Annotated in this window: 12 protein-coding genes; 1 reads left to right on the forward strand and 11 read right to left on the reverse strand. The window is 40.8% G+C overall.

Annotated elements, in window-relative coordinates:
• Nucleotides 1-11: 11 nt before the first annotated feature.
• From CSV61_RS07385 to CSV61_RS07400, 4 genes are all read right to left on the reverse strand, one after another.
• Nucleotides 12-1688 (reverse strand): N-acetylglucosaminidase, encoded by a 1677-nt coding sequence (locus CSV61_RS07385; protein ID WP_143561069.1) that lies wholly within the window; start codon nt 1686-1688, stop codon nt 12-14.
• Nucleotides 1689-1956: 268 nt separating this feature from the next.
• On the reverse strand, nt 1957-3096 hold the full coding sequence (gene ald, locus CSV61_RS07390) for an alanine dehydrogenase (RefSeq protein ID WP_099638683.1): 1140 nt from the start codon (nt 3094-3096) through the stop codon (nt 1957-1959).
• 177 nt (nt 3097-3273) lie between these two features.
• On the reverse strand, nt 3274-4641 hold the full coding sequence (locus tag CSV61_RS07395; protein ID WP_099638684.1) for an aspartate aminotransferase family protein: 1368 nt from the start codon (nt 4639-4641) through the stop codon (nt 3274-3276).
• A 20-nt stretch (nt 4642-4661) separates the two neighbouring features.
• Nucleotides 4662-6131 carry a CoA-acylating methylmalonate-semialdehyde dehydrogenase gene (locus CSV61_RS07400; protein WP_099638685.1) on the reverse strand — a complete coding sequence of 490 codons (1470 nt, stop codon included), beginning with the start codon at nt 6129-6131 and terminating at the stop codon, nt 4662-4664.
• 149 nt (nt 6132-6280) lie between these two features.
• Here CSV61_RS07400 and CSV61_RS07405 point away from each other — a divergent pair, with 149 nt between their 5' ends.
• Nucleotides 6281-7897, forward strand: a complete 1617-nt coding sequence (locus CSV61_RS07405; RefSeq protein WP_099638686.1) for a PucR family transcriptional regulator — start codon at nt 6281-6283, stop codon at nt 7895-7897.
• A gap of 98 nt (nt 7898-7995) precedes the next feature.
• Here the strand turns inward: CSV61_RS07405 and CSV61_RS07410 are convergent, their stop codons facing one another.
• From CSV61_RS07410 to CSV61_RS07435, 7 genes are all read right to left on the reverse strand, one after another.
• Complete coding sequence (locus tag CSV61_RS07410) at nt 7996-8481, reverse strand: hypothetical protein (RefSeq protein WP_099638687.1); 486 nt, start codon at nt 8479-8481, stop codon at nt 7996-7998.
• Nucleotides 8482-8500: 19 nt separating this feature from the next.
• Entirely contained in the window at nt 8501-10051 is a 1551-nt protein-coding gene (locus CSV61_RS07415; protein WP_083035071.1) for a sodium/proline symporter, read from the reverse strand.
• Nucleotides 10052-10071: 20 nt separating this feature from the next.
• Nucleotides 10072-10218 carry a hypothetical protein gene (locus tag CSV61_RS16920; RefSeq protein ID WP_167693435.1) on the reverse strand — a complete coding sequence of 49 codons (147 nt, stop codon included), beginning with the start codon at nt 10216-10218 and terminating at the stop codon, nt 10072-10074.
• A gap of 280 nt (nt 10219-10498) precedes the next feature.
• Nucleotides 10499-12124, reverse strand: coding sequence for an amidohydrolase (locus CSV61_RS07420; protein WP_099638688.1), 1626 nt, complete (start codon nt 12122-12124; stop codon nt 10499-10501).
• 39 nt (nt 12125-12163) lie between these two features.
• Nucleotides 12164-13627 carry a sodium:solute symporter family protein gene (locus CSV61_RS07425; RefSeq protein ID WP_099638718.1) on the reverse strand — a complete coding sequence of 488 codons (1464 nt, stop codon included), beginning with the start codon at nt 13625-13627 and terminating at the stop codon, nt 12164-12166.
• Complete coding sequence (locus CSV61_RS07430) at nt 13627-13851, reverse strand: DUF3311 domain-containing protein (protein WP_099638689.1); 225 nt, start codon at nt 13849-13851, stop codon at nt 13627-13629. The genes CSV61_RS07425 and CSV61_RS07430 overlap by 1 nt, the downstream gene beginning before the upstream one ends.
• A 35-nt stretch (nt 13852-13886) precedes the next feature.
• Nucleotides 13887-15140 (reverse strand): M20 family metallo-hydrolase, encoded by a 1254-nt coding sequence (locus tag CSV61_RS07435; protein WP_099638690.1) that lies wholly within the window; start codon nt 15138-15140, stop codon nt 13887-13889.
• Between the last annotated feature and the right edge of the window lie 248 nt (nt 15141-15388).

The following is a 15388-nucleotide window of genomic DNA, read 5'->3' on the forward strand; positions in this document are numbered from 1 at the left end:
TGTTTCAGTGCTCACTGCCATTCAAGACGATCTACATAATCGCCATGTACATACAACGAGCCATATGGTGCTTTATCCGAACGAATTTTTATCCAAGGTGCTTCAGGTAATTGTTCATCCAAAATAATGAGCGGCATCCCCATCTTTTGATATGTATACATGGTTGGCGTGCCTGAAGCGGATGAAGGTATAGGTCGTACATTCAAACTGGGTGGATTCGTCAATCCAATTTTCAGTTGATTGGCTATTTCCTTACCACCCATAGATCGATCCATTCGATATAGATGTCCAGCGATTTTAGAACCCCAGTATGGATCGGAAGCATATTTAACGTTCATGCCAATTGCTTTATTTCCGAAGTTCGTACCATTTGCATATACAGCGCCTGGAGGTAGATAGTTTTTATTCAGGAACGAATCGACTAGCTCTTGGATATTTTCACTCACCGTAGCAAATACTTGATTTGATGGATTGTCATCTCTTACATACAATCCAAATAAGTTATTATTCTCCAAAGCCCGCTTACTCAAACCGTACTGACTTTCATGTTGTGCCAACGCCAAAATATGCATCGCGTTCACATAACTTTCCTGCTCAATACGTTTTAACTCCGTCCCTAATCCAATCAACTTACTTCTTGTCGTAGCATTTTTGTAAGTTGTAGGATTAGATTCTTCTAGAATTTGCAACTGCTTCATAATATACGCATCCAACTCATCAGCCGTATAGCGCGTCATACTGCGCATCGGCAAGTACTGGAAGTATTGATGAGCCGTGCCTATCAAAGCCCCTGTTTCATTATGGAAATGGCTGCCGTCCGTGCTGTAATACTTTATCCCTTCTTGCATGAAGCTTGGCGCAGCTCCCATTTCATACGCAGCGTACTTTTGTGTTTTATGTGAATAAATCAAGTGGTAAAGCGATTCCTTTTTCACTTTGTAATGTGTGCGATCCGTCACAGTCTGACTCGGTAGCATCATTGCATTTTGTGGTTTGATGTAGAAGTTTCTTCCCGCCAATTCAACTTTTACAGAAGTGGCTGTCGAGTCAACATACACAAGTTCCGTGTCTGCCGGGACATATGTTTCCTGATTGTTTAATTTTTCATCAGTATACAAAATCGTCAATGAGCTACCGCCATATGGCACGGTCGAGATCAGTCCACTTGGCATGTGGATGATACGGTTTTGGAATAGCACGACTTGATGGCTATTCATACGGCTTGCTGCTGCTTCAAAACTTGGAAACTTTTCCACTACGGTTGTCGTACCATTGGCTTGTACATGTGCCAAGTCATAGGTTACACCTGCTTTAATGGAGAACGTTTTAGTAACCGGTGTTTTCAATGGTGTACCTTCTGTATTCTCCACGGCTTGCGTGATATACAATGTGTAAGTTTCTCCACTACGATAATTTCCTGCAGGCGGTGCAATATGTACTTTCTTGTCGGAATCTGAGTAGGTTATTTCATTATCCTTCGTTACTCCTTTAGAGTCCTTGATATAAATTGTGCGTTTGCTGACCGTATTTTTATTTACTGGTTTACTGAACGTAACAATCCACGGCTTGTCCGGATTCTGGTCAGGCGAATGATCCTGCCAACTAGCCGCTTCAGCTGATAGTGTCAGTGCGAACGCGACCAGAAAAGTAACAGCTATAGTTGTGATCAATTTCGTCAAAGATTTCAAATCTAGCAACCTCCTTTTGGTGTTGATTATACAGGATTTCACTAGATTTGATACGGGAAATGGAAAAATTAGTCACAAGAGCATCACGGTGATGGAGTAAAACACATACTGATTGCATCGATACGAGCCACTGGCACCTGTACCGCTAGACGATTGTAGTACGTGAAAAAATCCTTCTGCTACACTATATTGTTGTTTCGAAAATATAGTGTAGGCAGAGGGACTTGTTGTACTTTCAACTAATTATAAGTAAATATATAGCGATGTTTTAAATATTCGTTACTAAACCATTATTTTTTAATATAGACATAGAAGGCGTGTAGTCTAAGTCTTGTGCTTCTGCAACGGCTTTGTATGTTACATAGCCATTCATAGTATTTACACCTTTTCGAAGGGCTTCATTATCTAGGAGGGCCTGGCTACATCCTTTATTAGCAATTTGAAGCGCATAAGGGACTGTTACGTTGGTCAATGCTACTGTCGATGTCTGTGGTACTGCTCCAGGCATATTAGCCACTGCATAATGGACGACATCATGTTTAGTATAGATTGGGGCGTCGTGTGTCGTTACACGATCGGATGTTTCAAAAATTCCTCCTTGATCAATGGCGATATCCACGAGGACCGATCCGGGTTTCATGGATTGAACCATTTCTTCAGAGACAAGCTTCGGTGCTTTGGCTCCAGGAATCAATACTGCACCTACGACGAGGTCTGCCGACTTGACCGATTCTGCGATATTGAACGGATTCGAAACGAGTGTTTGAATGTTATTGCCAAATATATCATCTAACTGGCGTAAACGATCAACTGACAGATCCAGTACGGTTACGTGAGCACCCATCCCGATTGCCACACGTGCAGCATTTGCTCCTGCCTGCCCACCGCCAATTATTACAACCTTCCCTCTAGAAACACCCGGCACCCCAGCTAGCAGAATACCTTTTCCACCCTTCGTTTTTTCAAGATACTGAGCACCGATTTGCGTCGCCATTCTTCCTGCTACTTCACTCATAGGTGCGAGCAACGGCAATGAGTTATTAGGCAACTGAACTGTTTCATAGGCTAGTCCTGTTACTTCATTTTCTAAAAGAGCTTGAGTCAACTCCGTCTCAGGTGCTAAATGCAAGTATGTGAATAGTAGTAAACCTTTACGAAAATAACGATATTCAGAAGCAATCGGTTCCTTTACTTTCATAACCATTTCAGCGCTCCATGCTTCTTCTGCTGTCTGAACAATCTGTGCGCCCGCCTCAATATATTCCTCGTCTGTAAAGCTTGATCCTAAACCAGCTTTCGTTTCGATCAGTACTTCATGGCCAGACGAGCGAAGTGTGTACACTCCTGCAGGGGTCATCGCTACGCGATTCTCGTTATTTTTAATTTCTTTTGGTACACCAATCAACATACCCATTCCTCCTTGGATCAAATGTATACTATTGTATAAATTTCAACTCTTTGAGATTTAGCGGTATAAGCCATTTAGATGACGTAATGCCATTTACTGCATAGAAGAAGCACCTCTGATTACTTTATACATGTACACTAGAGGTGCTTTATACACAATTATAAGATAGACAACTTGTTATTCATTCTCTTTAAATACTTTTTTCATAACAGATACGATGAAATCGAAATCCTCGTCCGTACATGAAAGTGGCGGACAAAGCGCAAGGACATTATTAAATCCTTCTACTGTTTCACCGTTTCGACCGACAATCAGTCCATTCGCTTTACACTCTCCAATAATTTTCGTGATACGTGCATTCGTCGCTGGTTCTTTTGTCTTCTTATCTTCAACGAGTTCAATTCCCATCAAGAAACCGATACTTCGAATATCTCCAACATAGGGATGATCTTGTAAACATGCCAGTTCATCGGATAATCGCTCGCCAAGTTCTGCAGAACGATTGATCAGATCTTCACGTTCCAAAATTTCTAAGTTCTTTAGCGCCACTGCACAAGCAGCCGGGTTTCCACCAAATGTATTTACATGGCGAAAATGACTGTGATCTTCGCCTGTGTCAAATTTTTCATAGATATCTTTGCGGATAGCTGTCACGGATAATGGAAGGTATGCGCTAGTCAAGCCTTTCGCCATCGTGACAATATCGGGTTTCACATTGTAATGCTGATGTCCAAATGCTTTTCCAGTACGTCCAAATCCGCAAATCACCTCATCTATGATCAATAAGACACCGTGACGAGTACAGATTTCTTGGACTTTCTCCAAGTACACCGGATGTGGAATTAAGATTCCCCCTCCTGTAATGAGCGGCTCCATAATAATCCCTGCGATCGTGTCTTTTTGTTCCCAAATGATTTTCTCTTCAAGCTCTAAAGCACGCTGAATATTGTACTCTTCCACTGAAACTCCTTCAGGTTTTCGATAATTATCTGGAGGTGCGACATGTAAGAATCCAGGTACTAGCGGCTCATACTTGTATTTTCGTAAAGCCTGCCCCGTAGCGGACAGCGCCCCCATCGAGCTGCCATGATATGCACGGTAACGGGAGAGGAATTTATGTCTGGAAGGTTCTCCATTTTGTTGATGGTACTGGCGTATAAGCTTGAACGCTACCTCATTTGCATCCGATCCGCTATTTGAATAGAAAATCTTATAGTCGTCTCCTAGCATCTCATTTAATTTGGCAGCCAGTTCAATTGCCGGTTTATGGCTTTGCGTCATAGGCACGTAAGCGAGCTTCTTCATTTGCTCATAGGCTACTTGTGCAATTTCTTCTCTTCCATAGCCCACATTGACACACCATAACCCTGACATCCCATCTAAATAGCGATTACCGTCATGATCTGTAATCCAGGCATTTTCTCCACTATCGATAATCATTGGAGGATTTTTTTCATTGTATGCTGAAATATGGGGCCAAACTTTATCCCGATTTTGTTCAATTAACGATGCTTTATTCTGATCTTGTTCACGTAAAGTTTTCAATAATGTTGCCTCCCTTTTTATCAATATTCATGACGTGCAGTCAACATTTTCTTACGTGTGTAAAATTCGATACCATCACGGCCATTTGCATGCAGATCACCATAAAATGACTTCTTATAGCCAGAGAACGGGAAGAATGCCATAGGTGCTGGTACGCCAAGATTTATACCTAGCATTCCTGCATCAATTTCTTCTCGGAATTGACGAATCGCCTTCGAGCTATCTGTATATAAACAAGCACCATTTGCAAAGTCTGATTGATTGGTAAGCTCAATTGCTTCATCTAATGTTTCTACTCTGATGATCGAAAGTATAGGTGCGAATATTTCTTCTTTCCAAATTCGCATTTGCGTTGTAACGCCTTCAAAAATTGTCGGCCCTACGAAATAGCCCCCTTCGGAAGTAGATTCATCGCCTCGTCCGTCACGTACGAGAGTTGCTCCTTCTTTAATCCCCGACTCGATGTAGGAAAGTGTTTTATCTTTATGGGAATCTCGAATGACCGGTCCAAGGAACACTCCTTCTTCCAATCCGTTTCCGATAGTTAATTTATTGGCTTCATCCACTAAACGCCCTACCAGTTGATCCGCAATATCTCCAACTGCGACTACGACGGAAGCGGCCATGCATCTTTCGCCAGCTGAACCAAATGCCGCATTGGTAATATTAGTAACTGCCACATCCATATTGGCATCGGGCATAACAATCGAGTGATTTTTAGCACCGGCTAGCGCCTGAACACGCTTACCATGAGCGGTTCCTGTTTTATACACATACTCCGCTACCGGCTGTGATCCAACAAACGAAACAGCGGGGATGTCTGGATGACTTAAAATTCCGTTCACGATATCATGTGCACCATGAACGATATTGAACACTCCATCGGGCAGTCCTGCTTCAGTTAATAGCTCTGCTAATCTATTCGCTAGAAGTGGTGTACGCTCTGAAGGTTTTAAAATGAATGTATTTCCTGCTGCAATGGCAAGTGGGAACATCCAACAAGGAACCATCATCGGGAAGTTAAAAGGGGTGATCCCTGCAACCACTCCTAAAGGGTAGCGATACATACCCGATTCAATATTTGTCGCAATGTCAGGTAGTTGGTACCCCATCATCAAGGTCGGAGCCCCTGTAGCAAATTCCACACATTCGATTCCGCGTAACACTTCGCCGTAAGCCTCTGTATAGTTCTTTCCATTTTCTATCGTAATTAATTGTGCCAGCTCATCCCAATGAGCAATCAGAAGTTGTTGATATTTAAATAGGATACGAGCTCTTTGTGGCACAGCCGTTTTTCTCCAAGAAGTGAACGCTTTTTTCGCTGCATCTACTGCAACTTGTAGATCTTCTTCAGTTGAAATAGGTACTTCTGCAATAATCTTGCCTGTCGCTGGATTTGGTACCTCTTCATATTTATCAGTAAGTGATTTTACCCATTGTCCATTAATAAAATTGGAAAGTGTTTTCTTTTCTACTACTATCGTATTCATTTTCCATCCTCCTATTCATCTAGTCTTGCTTTACAACAAGACTTGAGCTAAACTACTTTCTATAGTTTAACAACTATTCAAAATAGTTTCATTTTACATTGTGTAACATCGTACTGAAAATCTTTTCACGTTATGGAGGTCTAATGTACATGAATGAACTTTCGTTGACCGTTAAAGATGTATTAGCCCGTGAAACGTTCAAGCACGCCAGAGTGATAGCTGGACGCACTGGGTTGGATCGACAGGTTAAATGGTCACATGTATTAGAGGTTAGTGAGTTTAGTTCACTAGTCAACGGTGGTGAAATTATTTTAACGACAGGTATTCATCTACAACTAGATAGTGCGACACAATTAAAGTACGTAAACCAGCTAATCGAACTAAATGTTGCCTGCCTTTGTGTGGAAATAGGATCATACGTTAGTGAAATACAGCAAGAGATTATTACACTCGCTGATGCAAAGCAATTTCCTATTGTCGTGTTCGAAAAAGCAGTTAAATTCGTTGATATTTCACAAGACTTACACACAGTGATCATCAATCGCCATTACGAGATGTTGTCTACGCTAGATACCTTATCGAGAAGATTTAATCAGTTAAGTTTAATGCCAAACGGAATTTTGAAGATTCTTCACGAACTACACTCCTTGTTCAACCAACATGTTTTATTCATATCCGATGAAGCCAAATCTTATTATTACCCCCTTGAATCCACTACATGGAAACATAGTATAAAAGAATTTCTTAGCGAGAAGCCTACGCAAAAGCTAGGTCAGAGCATTTATATAATTGATGGCCAGCCATTCGCCTTGTTCTCTATTAACGGCTTAGGCCAGGCTCTTGGCTATTTATGCCTTCACCTTCCACAAGAAACAGCCAATGAGTTCGCTTTTTTACTATTGGATAGAGCCTCTCTTGCAATTGCCCAAATATTGCTTAGAAACCGTACCATTCAAGAGAGAAATCAATTTAATGAAGATGAATTCGTGCGCAACTTACTACATGGACGGCCTGTAGAACAAGAAGACATTCAAGCCTATTTGCCAACAAAAAGCTCGAATACTTATTACAGAATCTTCGTCATTCAGTTGGACACGAATGAATCCACTTTAGATGAGAACAACTGGGAGGAAATCCGTTTACAACAATCTATGATGATTCGTTCGGTCTTTAAACGACATAGTTTCTTTCCGGCTATTTCTGTAACTAGAAATGAAATTACGATTATTGCATCGTTTATCGCTTCAGGGAAGCATGTAAAAGACATGAATCATTTCACTCAAGTGGCCGAGCAGTTGGCTGGAATGGACGATCACACATTCTTTAACGAACGTGAATATCAATTGGGTATTAGTTCAGTTCACCAGAACCATTCACAAATCAAAGAAGGATATAAAGAAGCAAAACGAGTAGCGGAACTCAAGCAAAAGTTTGCATTTGAAAGTAATTTTTATGAAGATTTAGGTATTTACAGACTATTACTTCTACTCGACGAACAAGGAGATCTTGATCTCTATGTAGATGATTATCTTCAAGATCTGATGGATTATGATAAAAAGACTGACGGTAACTTATTCGAGACGCTCCGCATTTACTTGGAGTGTGGTGGTTCAAAAAAAGAAACCGCAGATCGTCTGTTTATCGTAAGACAAACACTGTATCACCGACTCGAAAAGATTGAATCCATAATAGGGGAGAACTTTATGTCTCCACTTAATCGGATTGCGCTTGAAGTGGCTATTATGGCTAAAAAGGTGTTAGTCTAAATAGGATCTCTACCTACACACAGCCACTACTCGCTTATATATCGCGAATAGTGGCTGTTTACGATTTAATATTTAACGAGTAGCTTCGCAACTTACGGTTACAACGGATGATAGCTTCCACTAATCGCATCCACAATGAGCTGTCCTGATTTCTTATTGTCTAATTTGTAATCTGTTAACCAAAAAGGACGATAGAAGAGTGTTCTTTGAACTTCTGTAATTTTAGGCATCGTAACAAATTTAGCTTTTGAAGAAGCATGATCAAAAATAAACCTCTTGGCCGCATCAATTGCTTCTTCCTCCGCAATCACAAGCTCAGGAAAAAGCCCCACTTCTTCCTTCTTTCTAGAAAAGCTCGGCCGAACATCCACTATCGCTCCCCTTCCGCCCAGGCCATCTATTGTGCAAGCTGCCTTCCCTTTAAACTTTAGTAAGCTTTTAGCACTCACTTGATATTCAAAAAAGTAATATGGATAGTAGATCATATCTTGGACTTGGAAGTACGTTTCTTTTTCGTATTGCTGCAGGCCTAGCAAAACTTCTTCTTTAGTAAATTCGATTTCTTGTAATAATATAGCGCTCATGAATACCGACTCCTGTAAGTTATTTAGTATCTGCTAAAAACTTTGATACGTTGCTCGCTTCGGGAGCCAAATCACGTGTAATGTTTCGGTCAAATTCTTTTGAGAATACACGTTTGTATCTAGACTGTTCAAATGCTTGCAATATTTTATCTGATGGTTTGCGACCAAACCGACTTCCGATGATCATACCGACTAGTGACACGAGTAAACCTGCCAAGAATGGATGAAGTCCTGTAGACGTCTCTAACCCCATGGAAGTCCAAATGATATTCGTTGAAGCTCCGCCGATCATCGCACATAAGCAACCGATATAATTAGCTTTTTTAGAGTAAACCGACGCCACATAAGGAACTAAGAATGCATTCCCCAATGTACCGAAAGCGAACAGAACCAATGCAAATACGGAAGGTGGCTCATAAATGGCTACGACAACTCCTACAATTCCTCCCATTAAAATACATAATCTCGAAACAAGAATCATTGTTTTAGGGCTAGCATCCTTATTGATGAAACGTTGATACACATCACGTGAAAGAATCGAACCCGCTTGCATCAAGATAGAGTCTGCAGTAGACATAACCGCTGACATAATAGCTGAGAGCAATAGTGCCGCAAAGATACCAGGGAATAACGTGTAGGCTAGCTCTGTAATAATCATTTCTGGATCAGCAATGGTAGGCAGTAAAATAATCCCAATCAAACCTAGAATATATGGTACAAAGATAAAAAATTGATTCCACAGCGCACTGATCATGACAGCACCTTTTACTGTTTTTGTACTTTTCATCGACATATGGCGAACTACTACATGTGGAAGTCCCATGTAGCCAATCGAGTAAATCAGTATTGCCCCGAGCACCATTCCCCATTGACCGTAGTAAGCTAGATCTTTACCCCAGATACTTAAATACGTAGGGTCTATAGCTTGTAGCGCAACGTTCAATCCTGTGATGCCACCCACATGAAAATACGCGAGAATACCGATCCCAACGACACCCAGTACCATAATCATGCCTTGTACAAATGAAGTGTAGGCAACCGCTAGATATCCGCCAGCCACGGTATAGATGATAATGACACTAATACCGATAATCAGAGACAGTTCATAAGTAAAGCCTGTCAGTGTAGACATGGCTTTCCCAGCCGCAATAAACTGAGCGCAAACATAGCCAAATAAAAACACGATGGAAATGATGGATCCGACCACTCGTACACTAGCGCTTTCAAAACGTTTTTCCAAATACTCAATCGGTGAAAGCGCTCCCAATATTTCAGACATTCTTCTCATTCGTTTACCTAATACAGAGAGGTTTATAATCGATCCACCCGCATCTCCAATAGCGTACCAAATGGCATACCAGCCATATTTAAAGGCCATCGCTGGGGCTCCCATAAACATGAAGCCACTCATAGCTGTAGTTTGCATGGTCATAGCCGTGACGGCTGGTCCGAGAGAGCGACCGCCAAGTAAGTACTGTTCTGTGGAAGCTGATGATTTGCGTGAAAACCACAAGCCAATCGTTAATAGAACCCCTAAGTATACAATGAAAATGATCCCATCAATGCTCATTGAATGCCCCCCTATCGTAACTACTGATTTTGATTTTGTTCTTTGTCCATCTTCTCTTCCATCTCATCGTCGCGTTTCATTTTAAAATAGAGAATTGCAGCCAACCCTACCCATATGAAAGGCCATGGAACAAACCACCAAAAAGTTTCTACAGGAAAACCTAACATGTATTCACCTCCCATTTTCACGCAATCAGACTACTCCGAATGTGTAATATAGTATATTTAGAATCAGGTAATCATACATTGGACACATTGTTATTTAGTGCTAGGCAAGTTTGGTCACTATGTCTTGCATATCATATACCACGAAAACTCTATGGTGGAGAATTGCTTTCTAGTACTTATAAAAGTTTTGGAACTTTTATCCAGTTAAATTTCTCCATAATAAAAGCCATCCGAAAAAGTCGAATGGCAATCTTTGCTGTATGCTAAAATATAACGGTATTTACTTCTGATAACTCACCTGTTTTTCATACTCTATTTTTCCATCGATCATCGTCATCTCTACTGTTATTTCTTTAAGATTCGTTATCTCAGCAGAGAGAATACTTTGATCCAGCACAACCAAATCCGCTAATTTGCCAACTTCAATACTCCCTTTTTGTGTTTCATCGAAGCTCGCGTACGCACCCATAAACGTATAGGCTTTGATTGCCTCTAGCACAGACACTCGCTGACAAGTTCCTGCATCTTGACCTGTAACGGTTTTTCTGTTCACTGCTGCATGAATCCCGAGAAGGGGATTAGGGTCTACTACGGGCGTATCGGAGGCAAATGCAAAAGGTATTCCTTTTGCCAAATAATCTTTTGCTGGATACATGACATTTACTCGATCGCCATAATACTCCAGGTAAGCATCCCCATTCACATACATGAATGCTGGGTTAGGAATCACTACAACTCCCAATTCCTTCATCCGTTCCTGAAGATCTGGACTGGCTATTCCTGCATGCTCAATACGATGGCGGTGATCTGTTCGAGGATGCTTCTTTAACGCCTCTTCAATACAATTCAACACCATTTCAATTGCTCGATCGCCTTGTGCATGCGCAGTGATTTGGTACCCTTTGCTATGAGCTTCCCCTAGAATTTCATTCATTCTATCTTGGTCATAATACAGTATACCTCTATCTGTCGGGTCACTCTCATAAGGTTCTCTTGTGGCTAAAGTGGGCCCTGTACTACTGCCGTCTGTAAAGAGTTTAGCAGGTCCAATCTTAAACCATTCATCGCCCTCTCCAGTCACTACACCTTCATCCATCATATGTCGAACAAACGACTCTGAATCGGTTAATGATCCAATGAGAGCGTATACTCGGTTTTTCACATCACCTGAGTCTATACTTTTTTTCATCAGTTTTAAAATATCGGGTCCCCAGCCATAGCTACCCGCATCGTGTAAACTCGTTATGCCAGACTTCACAAATACCTGAGATGCTAATTTCAATCCTTTTGTAATTTCCTCCGCACTATAATCTGCTATAGAAAATAGTTGCATATGTGCATTCTCAATCATTTTCCCTGTCAATTCCCCACTGGAATCACGCTCTATCTCTCCGCCCGCAGGATTTTCAGACTCCTTTGTGAAACCAGCTAATTCCAATGCTTTGCTATTTGCGATCGATGTATGGTTACAAACACGAATCATTACAATTGGATGTTCCGTAGATATCGCGTCAAGTTCTTGTATTGTAGGAAAACGTTTTTCTTTTAGCGCCTGTTCATTGAAGCCCGTAACTCGGATCCATCCCCCTTTTGGAGTCTGTTCCGCTCTCTTTTTCATTTGCTCATACAATTTTTCCAACGAATCGATTTCAGGACTTGCACAATTAATGCCGAGTAAGTTCGTTCCATAAATAGTTAAATGCAGATGCGGATCTATGAAACCTGGAAGGAGAGACTTTCCTTCCAGATCCAATACTTTAGTGTTTTCTCCAATCAATTTACTTACTTCGTCGATCTGACCCACGCTGATGATCTTCTGATCTTTAATCGCTACGGCTTCCATAATGGATGAGTCCTTATCTACTGTGATAACTTCTCCATTAGTAAATACTATATCTGCATGCACTGTAGATCACCTCTCTGTACTAAAATGTACATGTATTAATTAGCTACGAATATAAATATCTTCTTCCTCGCTTCTCTTTGACTTGGTCAGTAAACTGACTACAATCATAATAATCACATTAAAAATCAATCCTATAATTCCTGCATGAATACCAAATGGCGTGGAGTCTGCAACGAGTTGGAAATAAAAATTCAATATCGCTCCTACAACCAAGCCACTAATCACACCTATTGCCGTTGCTCCTCGCCAATACAATGCGCTATACACGCCTGGAGCAAATTGCACAATAGCTCCATACGCACCTAAAAGTAAGACAATTAGTCCTTGACCTCCGAAAATCGTAATAATATAGGCTAAACCTCCAATGACGAATACACCTATACGCATAATCTTCAAAACGGTCTTGTCGGATAAATCTTTGAAGATAGTACGAATCACACCGTCCGTTGTTTCCAATGTTGCATTGTGCGTAATCGCATCAGCAGATGACATGGCAGCCGCAAGTGCACCCGCGCCAACTAATCCGTAGACCCAACCTGGGAGATTCATAATAGTAGTGATCAAGAATGGAAGAATCTGATCTGCACTTTCAATCATATTCGCATCTACAATCCCTTTAGCTGCAAATCCAACCAGCAATAATGGTATTAAGAATAACGCAAATATTGGGTAAACCAACACGGTTTTCTTAATGACTTTAGGGCCAGATGCATAGGACTTTGTAAATAAATGTGGCCACATCAAGAATCCAATTACGGATACTAAAATAGTCGTTGTAAAGGGTATCGTCCCCATAGTAGATCCTTCTTTTCCTATTTGTAAGAATCCAGGGCTTTCTACTGCAATGTTCGTAAACATAGCGCCCATCGAGTCGTGTAACTGATTCACGATCGCTATTCCTACAACCCATGAAATAATGATCATCAGTAAACCTTGGAATACGTCAGACCAAGCCGCAGCTCGTAGTCCGCCTGTTGCCACATACACCACAACAATCCCGTATGCAAGAAGAGCTCCAAGCCAAAAAGGAATTCTACCTTCTGTCATAATATTAAAGATGTGTGCCATTCCTGTTAACTGGGTAGCTAAATATTGAATAGATGCCAATAATGCAAGTAACCCTACTATTATTCCAAGAGCCTTACTTCCATAACGGATTCTGAAAAACGAAGATATAGTATACAGATTAAATTTCTTACCAATCTTCGAGATTTTAGGCCCGATAATATACCAAGGCAATATCGCAAAGGCTGTATAGATAATAATATAATAAGCAGGTGCGCCTTTTTCAAAAGCCCAGCCCGGTGCGCCTAAGAACGAGAAAGCACTAAACACTGCTCCCCCCATCAAGAACCACATGACGATTAATCCTAGTTTCCCCCCTGCGACTGCGAATTCATCTAGGGAACTAGAATCTTGTCCTTTACCCGCCCATACGCCAACAACCAATGCAATGACTAAATAACCAATCATAATGATTAACGCAATTAACCAATGCTCCATCATTCATCACCTTCTTCAAGCTTATGATCTGGATCAAAACGATATAAAATCAAAATCCCAACAAATGTTAGTAGAATTAATAGAATGATATAGAAAAATGAAAAAGGTAGTCCCATTACAATTGGAGTTGCTCGGTTTGCCAGTTCAAATAAAGGAAATATTAACAATAAAAATGGAATAGTCACGATCATTATATATATCGTATTGAACTTCTTTTTACTCATCCAATCCCCCCATTAACTATATTCTTTGTGTTTGATCACCTTTTACAAGCCATTCTATAAACAGTCTTATACAGTAGTTCTACGCCTAGTGCGATATCTTCTGGTGAACTATACTCTTTCGGGTTATGACTAATACCGTCTTTAGAACGGACAAAAATCATGCCATAATCACACACATAAGACATTTCAAGCGAATCATGAAAAGGGCCACTCATTAATTCTGGAGGCGTTAAGTGCATTTCCGCACTTTCTTCTCTCATAATCTGCATAATCGCTTCATTACAAAATCTAGGTTCACTTCGCGTATCTTCAGTGATTGTATACGTTAAGCTATGTTCGTCTGCAATTCTCTCTAACTCCTGAAGTAAAACCTGTTCAATCCGATCTCGTCTACTTTCATCAATATCTCGTAAATCAACTGTAAAAGTCACTCTTTCAGGAATGATATTGCGAGAGTCCGGAAATACTTGCAAACTCCCGACTGTACTTACTGTCGGTGCTCCTGGGATCTCTTGAGCTAACTCATTAAGCTTTACAATGACTTTAGCGGCCCCTACTAAAGCATCTTGACGCATAGGCATCGGTACAGACCCAGCGTGACCAGCTAAACCTTCCATTTCAACCGTTAACCATAAAGGACCAGAAATACCCGTCACAATGCCAACAGGTTCACCTTTCGCTTCCAACACAGGTCCCTGTTCAATATGAAGCTCTAAAAATGCCGCTATGGTAGAAGGGTCAATTAGAGATTCTTCAAATTTTGACGGGTCGCATCCAAATTCAATCAACGCCTCTCGTCTCGTCATTCCCTTCTTATCTTTACGTTCGAGCTCTCCTTCCTCTAATTTACCTAACATGCCTCTTACACCAAACAACCCCTTATTGAATCGTGCGCCTTCCTCATCAGCAAAGGCAAATAGTATAATAGGTATCTCAGGTTTTATTCCCTTATCTTGCAGCGTTTCCAATACTTCAATCGCTCCGATCACTCCGAGCGCCCCATCGTACTTTCCCCCATAAGGTTGCGAATCGATATGCGAGCCAATGACTAAAGCCGGAGAATCATTCAATACACCATCCATCCTGCCAATTAAATTACCAAAATGGTCAATTTCCGTCTTCAAACCGATTTGCTCCATATACTTTTTTACATGTAACACAGCCTGTTTATCTTCAGGGGAATGTGCAAGTCTACAGACTCCAGTAGAACCAATTCTCCCTATTTCACTTAAAGTTTGAAGATTATCATTTAATCTAGCACTATTAACAGAAGTTGTTAACGCTTTCATTTCCCCACTCCTCTTTGAATTCATACCTTTTGATTATTCAGTATACATCTGATTACATTAATTCTCATTTTACTAAATGTAAAGTGATTACGGACAAACACAAACAAAAAGTCTACCAGAATCTGAAAAGCACCTCTGAATTGACTATCTTTTTAGCGGCGATCTATCACATCCACACATTGCATAATAGGCATGTCCTTTTTAAAATAAAGTCCAACCATCTACATCCTATGCATATGATGGATACT

This window comes from Sporosarcina sp. P3 (genome assembly GCF_002743415.1).
In the GTDB taxonomy this organism is placed as follows: domain Bacteria; phylum Bacillota; class Bacilli; order Bacillales_A; family Planococcaceae; genus Sporosarcina; species Sporosarcina ureae_A.

Excerpts from the sequence above, each read along its gene's own strand:
- ald (WP_099638683.1), bottom strand. The coding sequence starts at position 3,096 with ATGTTGATTGGTGTACCAAAAGAAATTAAAAATAACGAGAATCGCGTA.
- CSV61_RS07410 (WP_099638687.1), bottom strand. The coding sequence starts at position 8,481 with ATGAGCGCTATATTATTACAAGAAATCGAATTTACTAAAGAAGAAGTT.
- CSV61_RS07425 (WP_099638718.1), bottom strand. The coding sequence starts at position 13,627 with ATGGAGCATTGGTTAATTGCGTTAATCATTATGATTGGTTATTTAGTC.
- CSV61_RS07400 (WP_099638685.1), bottom strand. The coding sequence starts at position 6,131 with ATGAATACGATAGTAGTAGAAAAGAAAACACTTTCCAATTTTATTAAT.
- CSV61_RS07415 (WP_083035071.1), bottom strand. The coding sequence starts at position 10,051 with ATGAGCATTGATGGGATCATTTTCATTGTATACTTAGGGGTTCTATTA.
- CSV61_RS07435 (WP_099638690.1), bottom strand. The coding sequence starts at position 15,140 with ATGAAAGCGTTAACAACTTCTGTTAATAGTGCTAGATTAAATGATAAT.
- CSV61_RS16920 (WP_167693435.1), bottom strand. The coding sequence starts at position 10,218 with ATGTTAGGTTTTCCTGTAGAAACTTTTTGGTGGTTTGTTCCATGGCCT.
- CSV61_RS07430 (WP_099638689.1), bottom strand. The coding sequence starts at position 13,851 with ATGAGTAAAAAGAAGTTCAATACGATATATATAATGATCGTGACTATT.
- CSV61_RS07405 (WP_099638686.1), top strand. The coding sequence starts at position 6,281 with ATGAATGAACTTTCGTTGACCGTTAAAGATGTATTAGCCCGTGAAACG.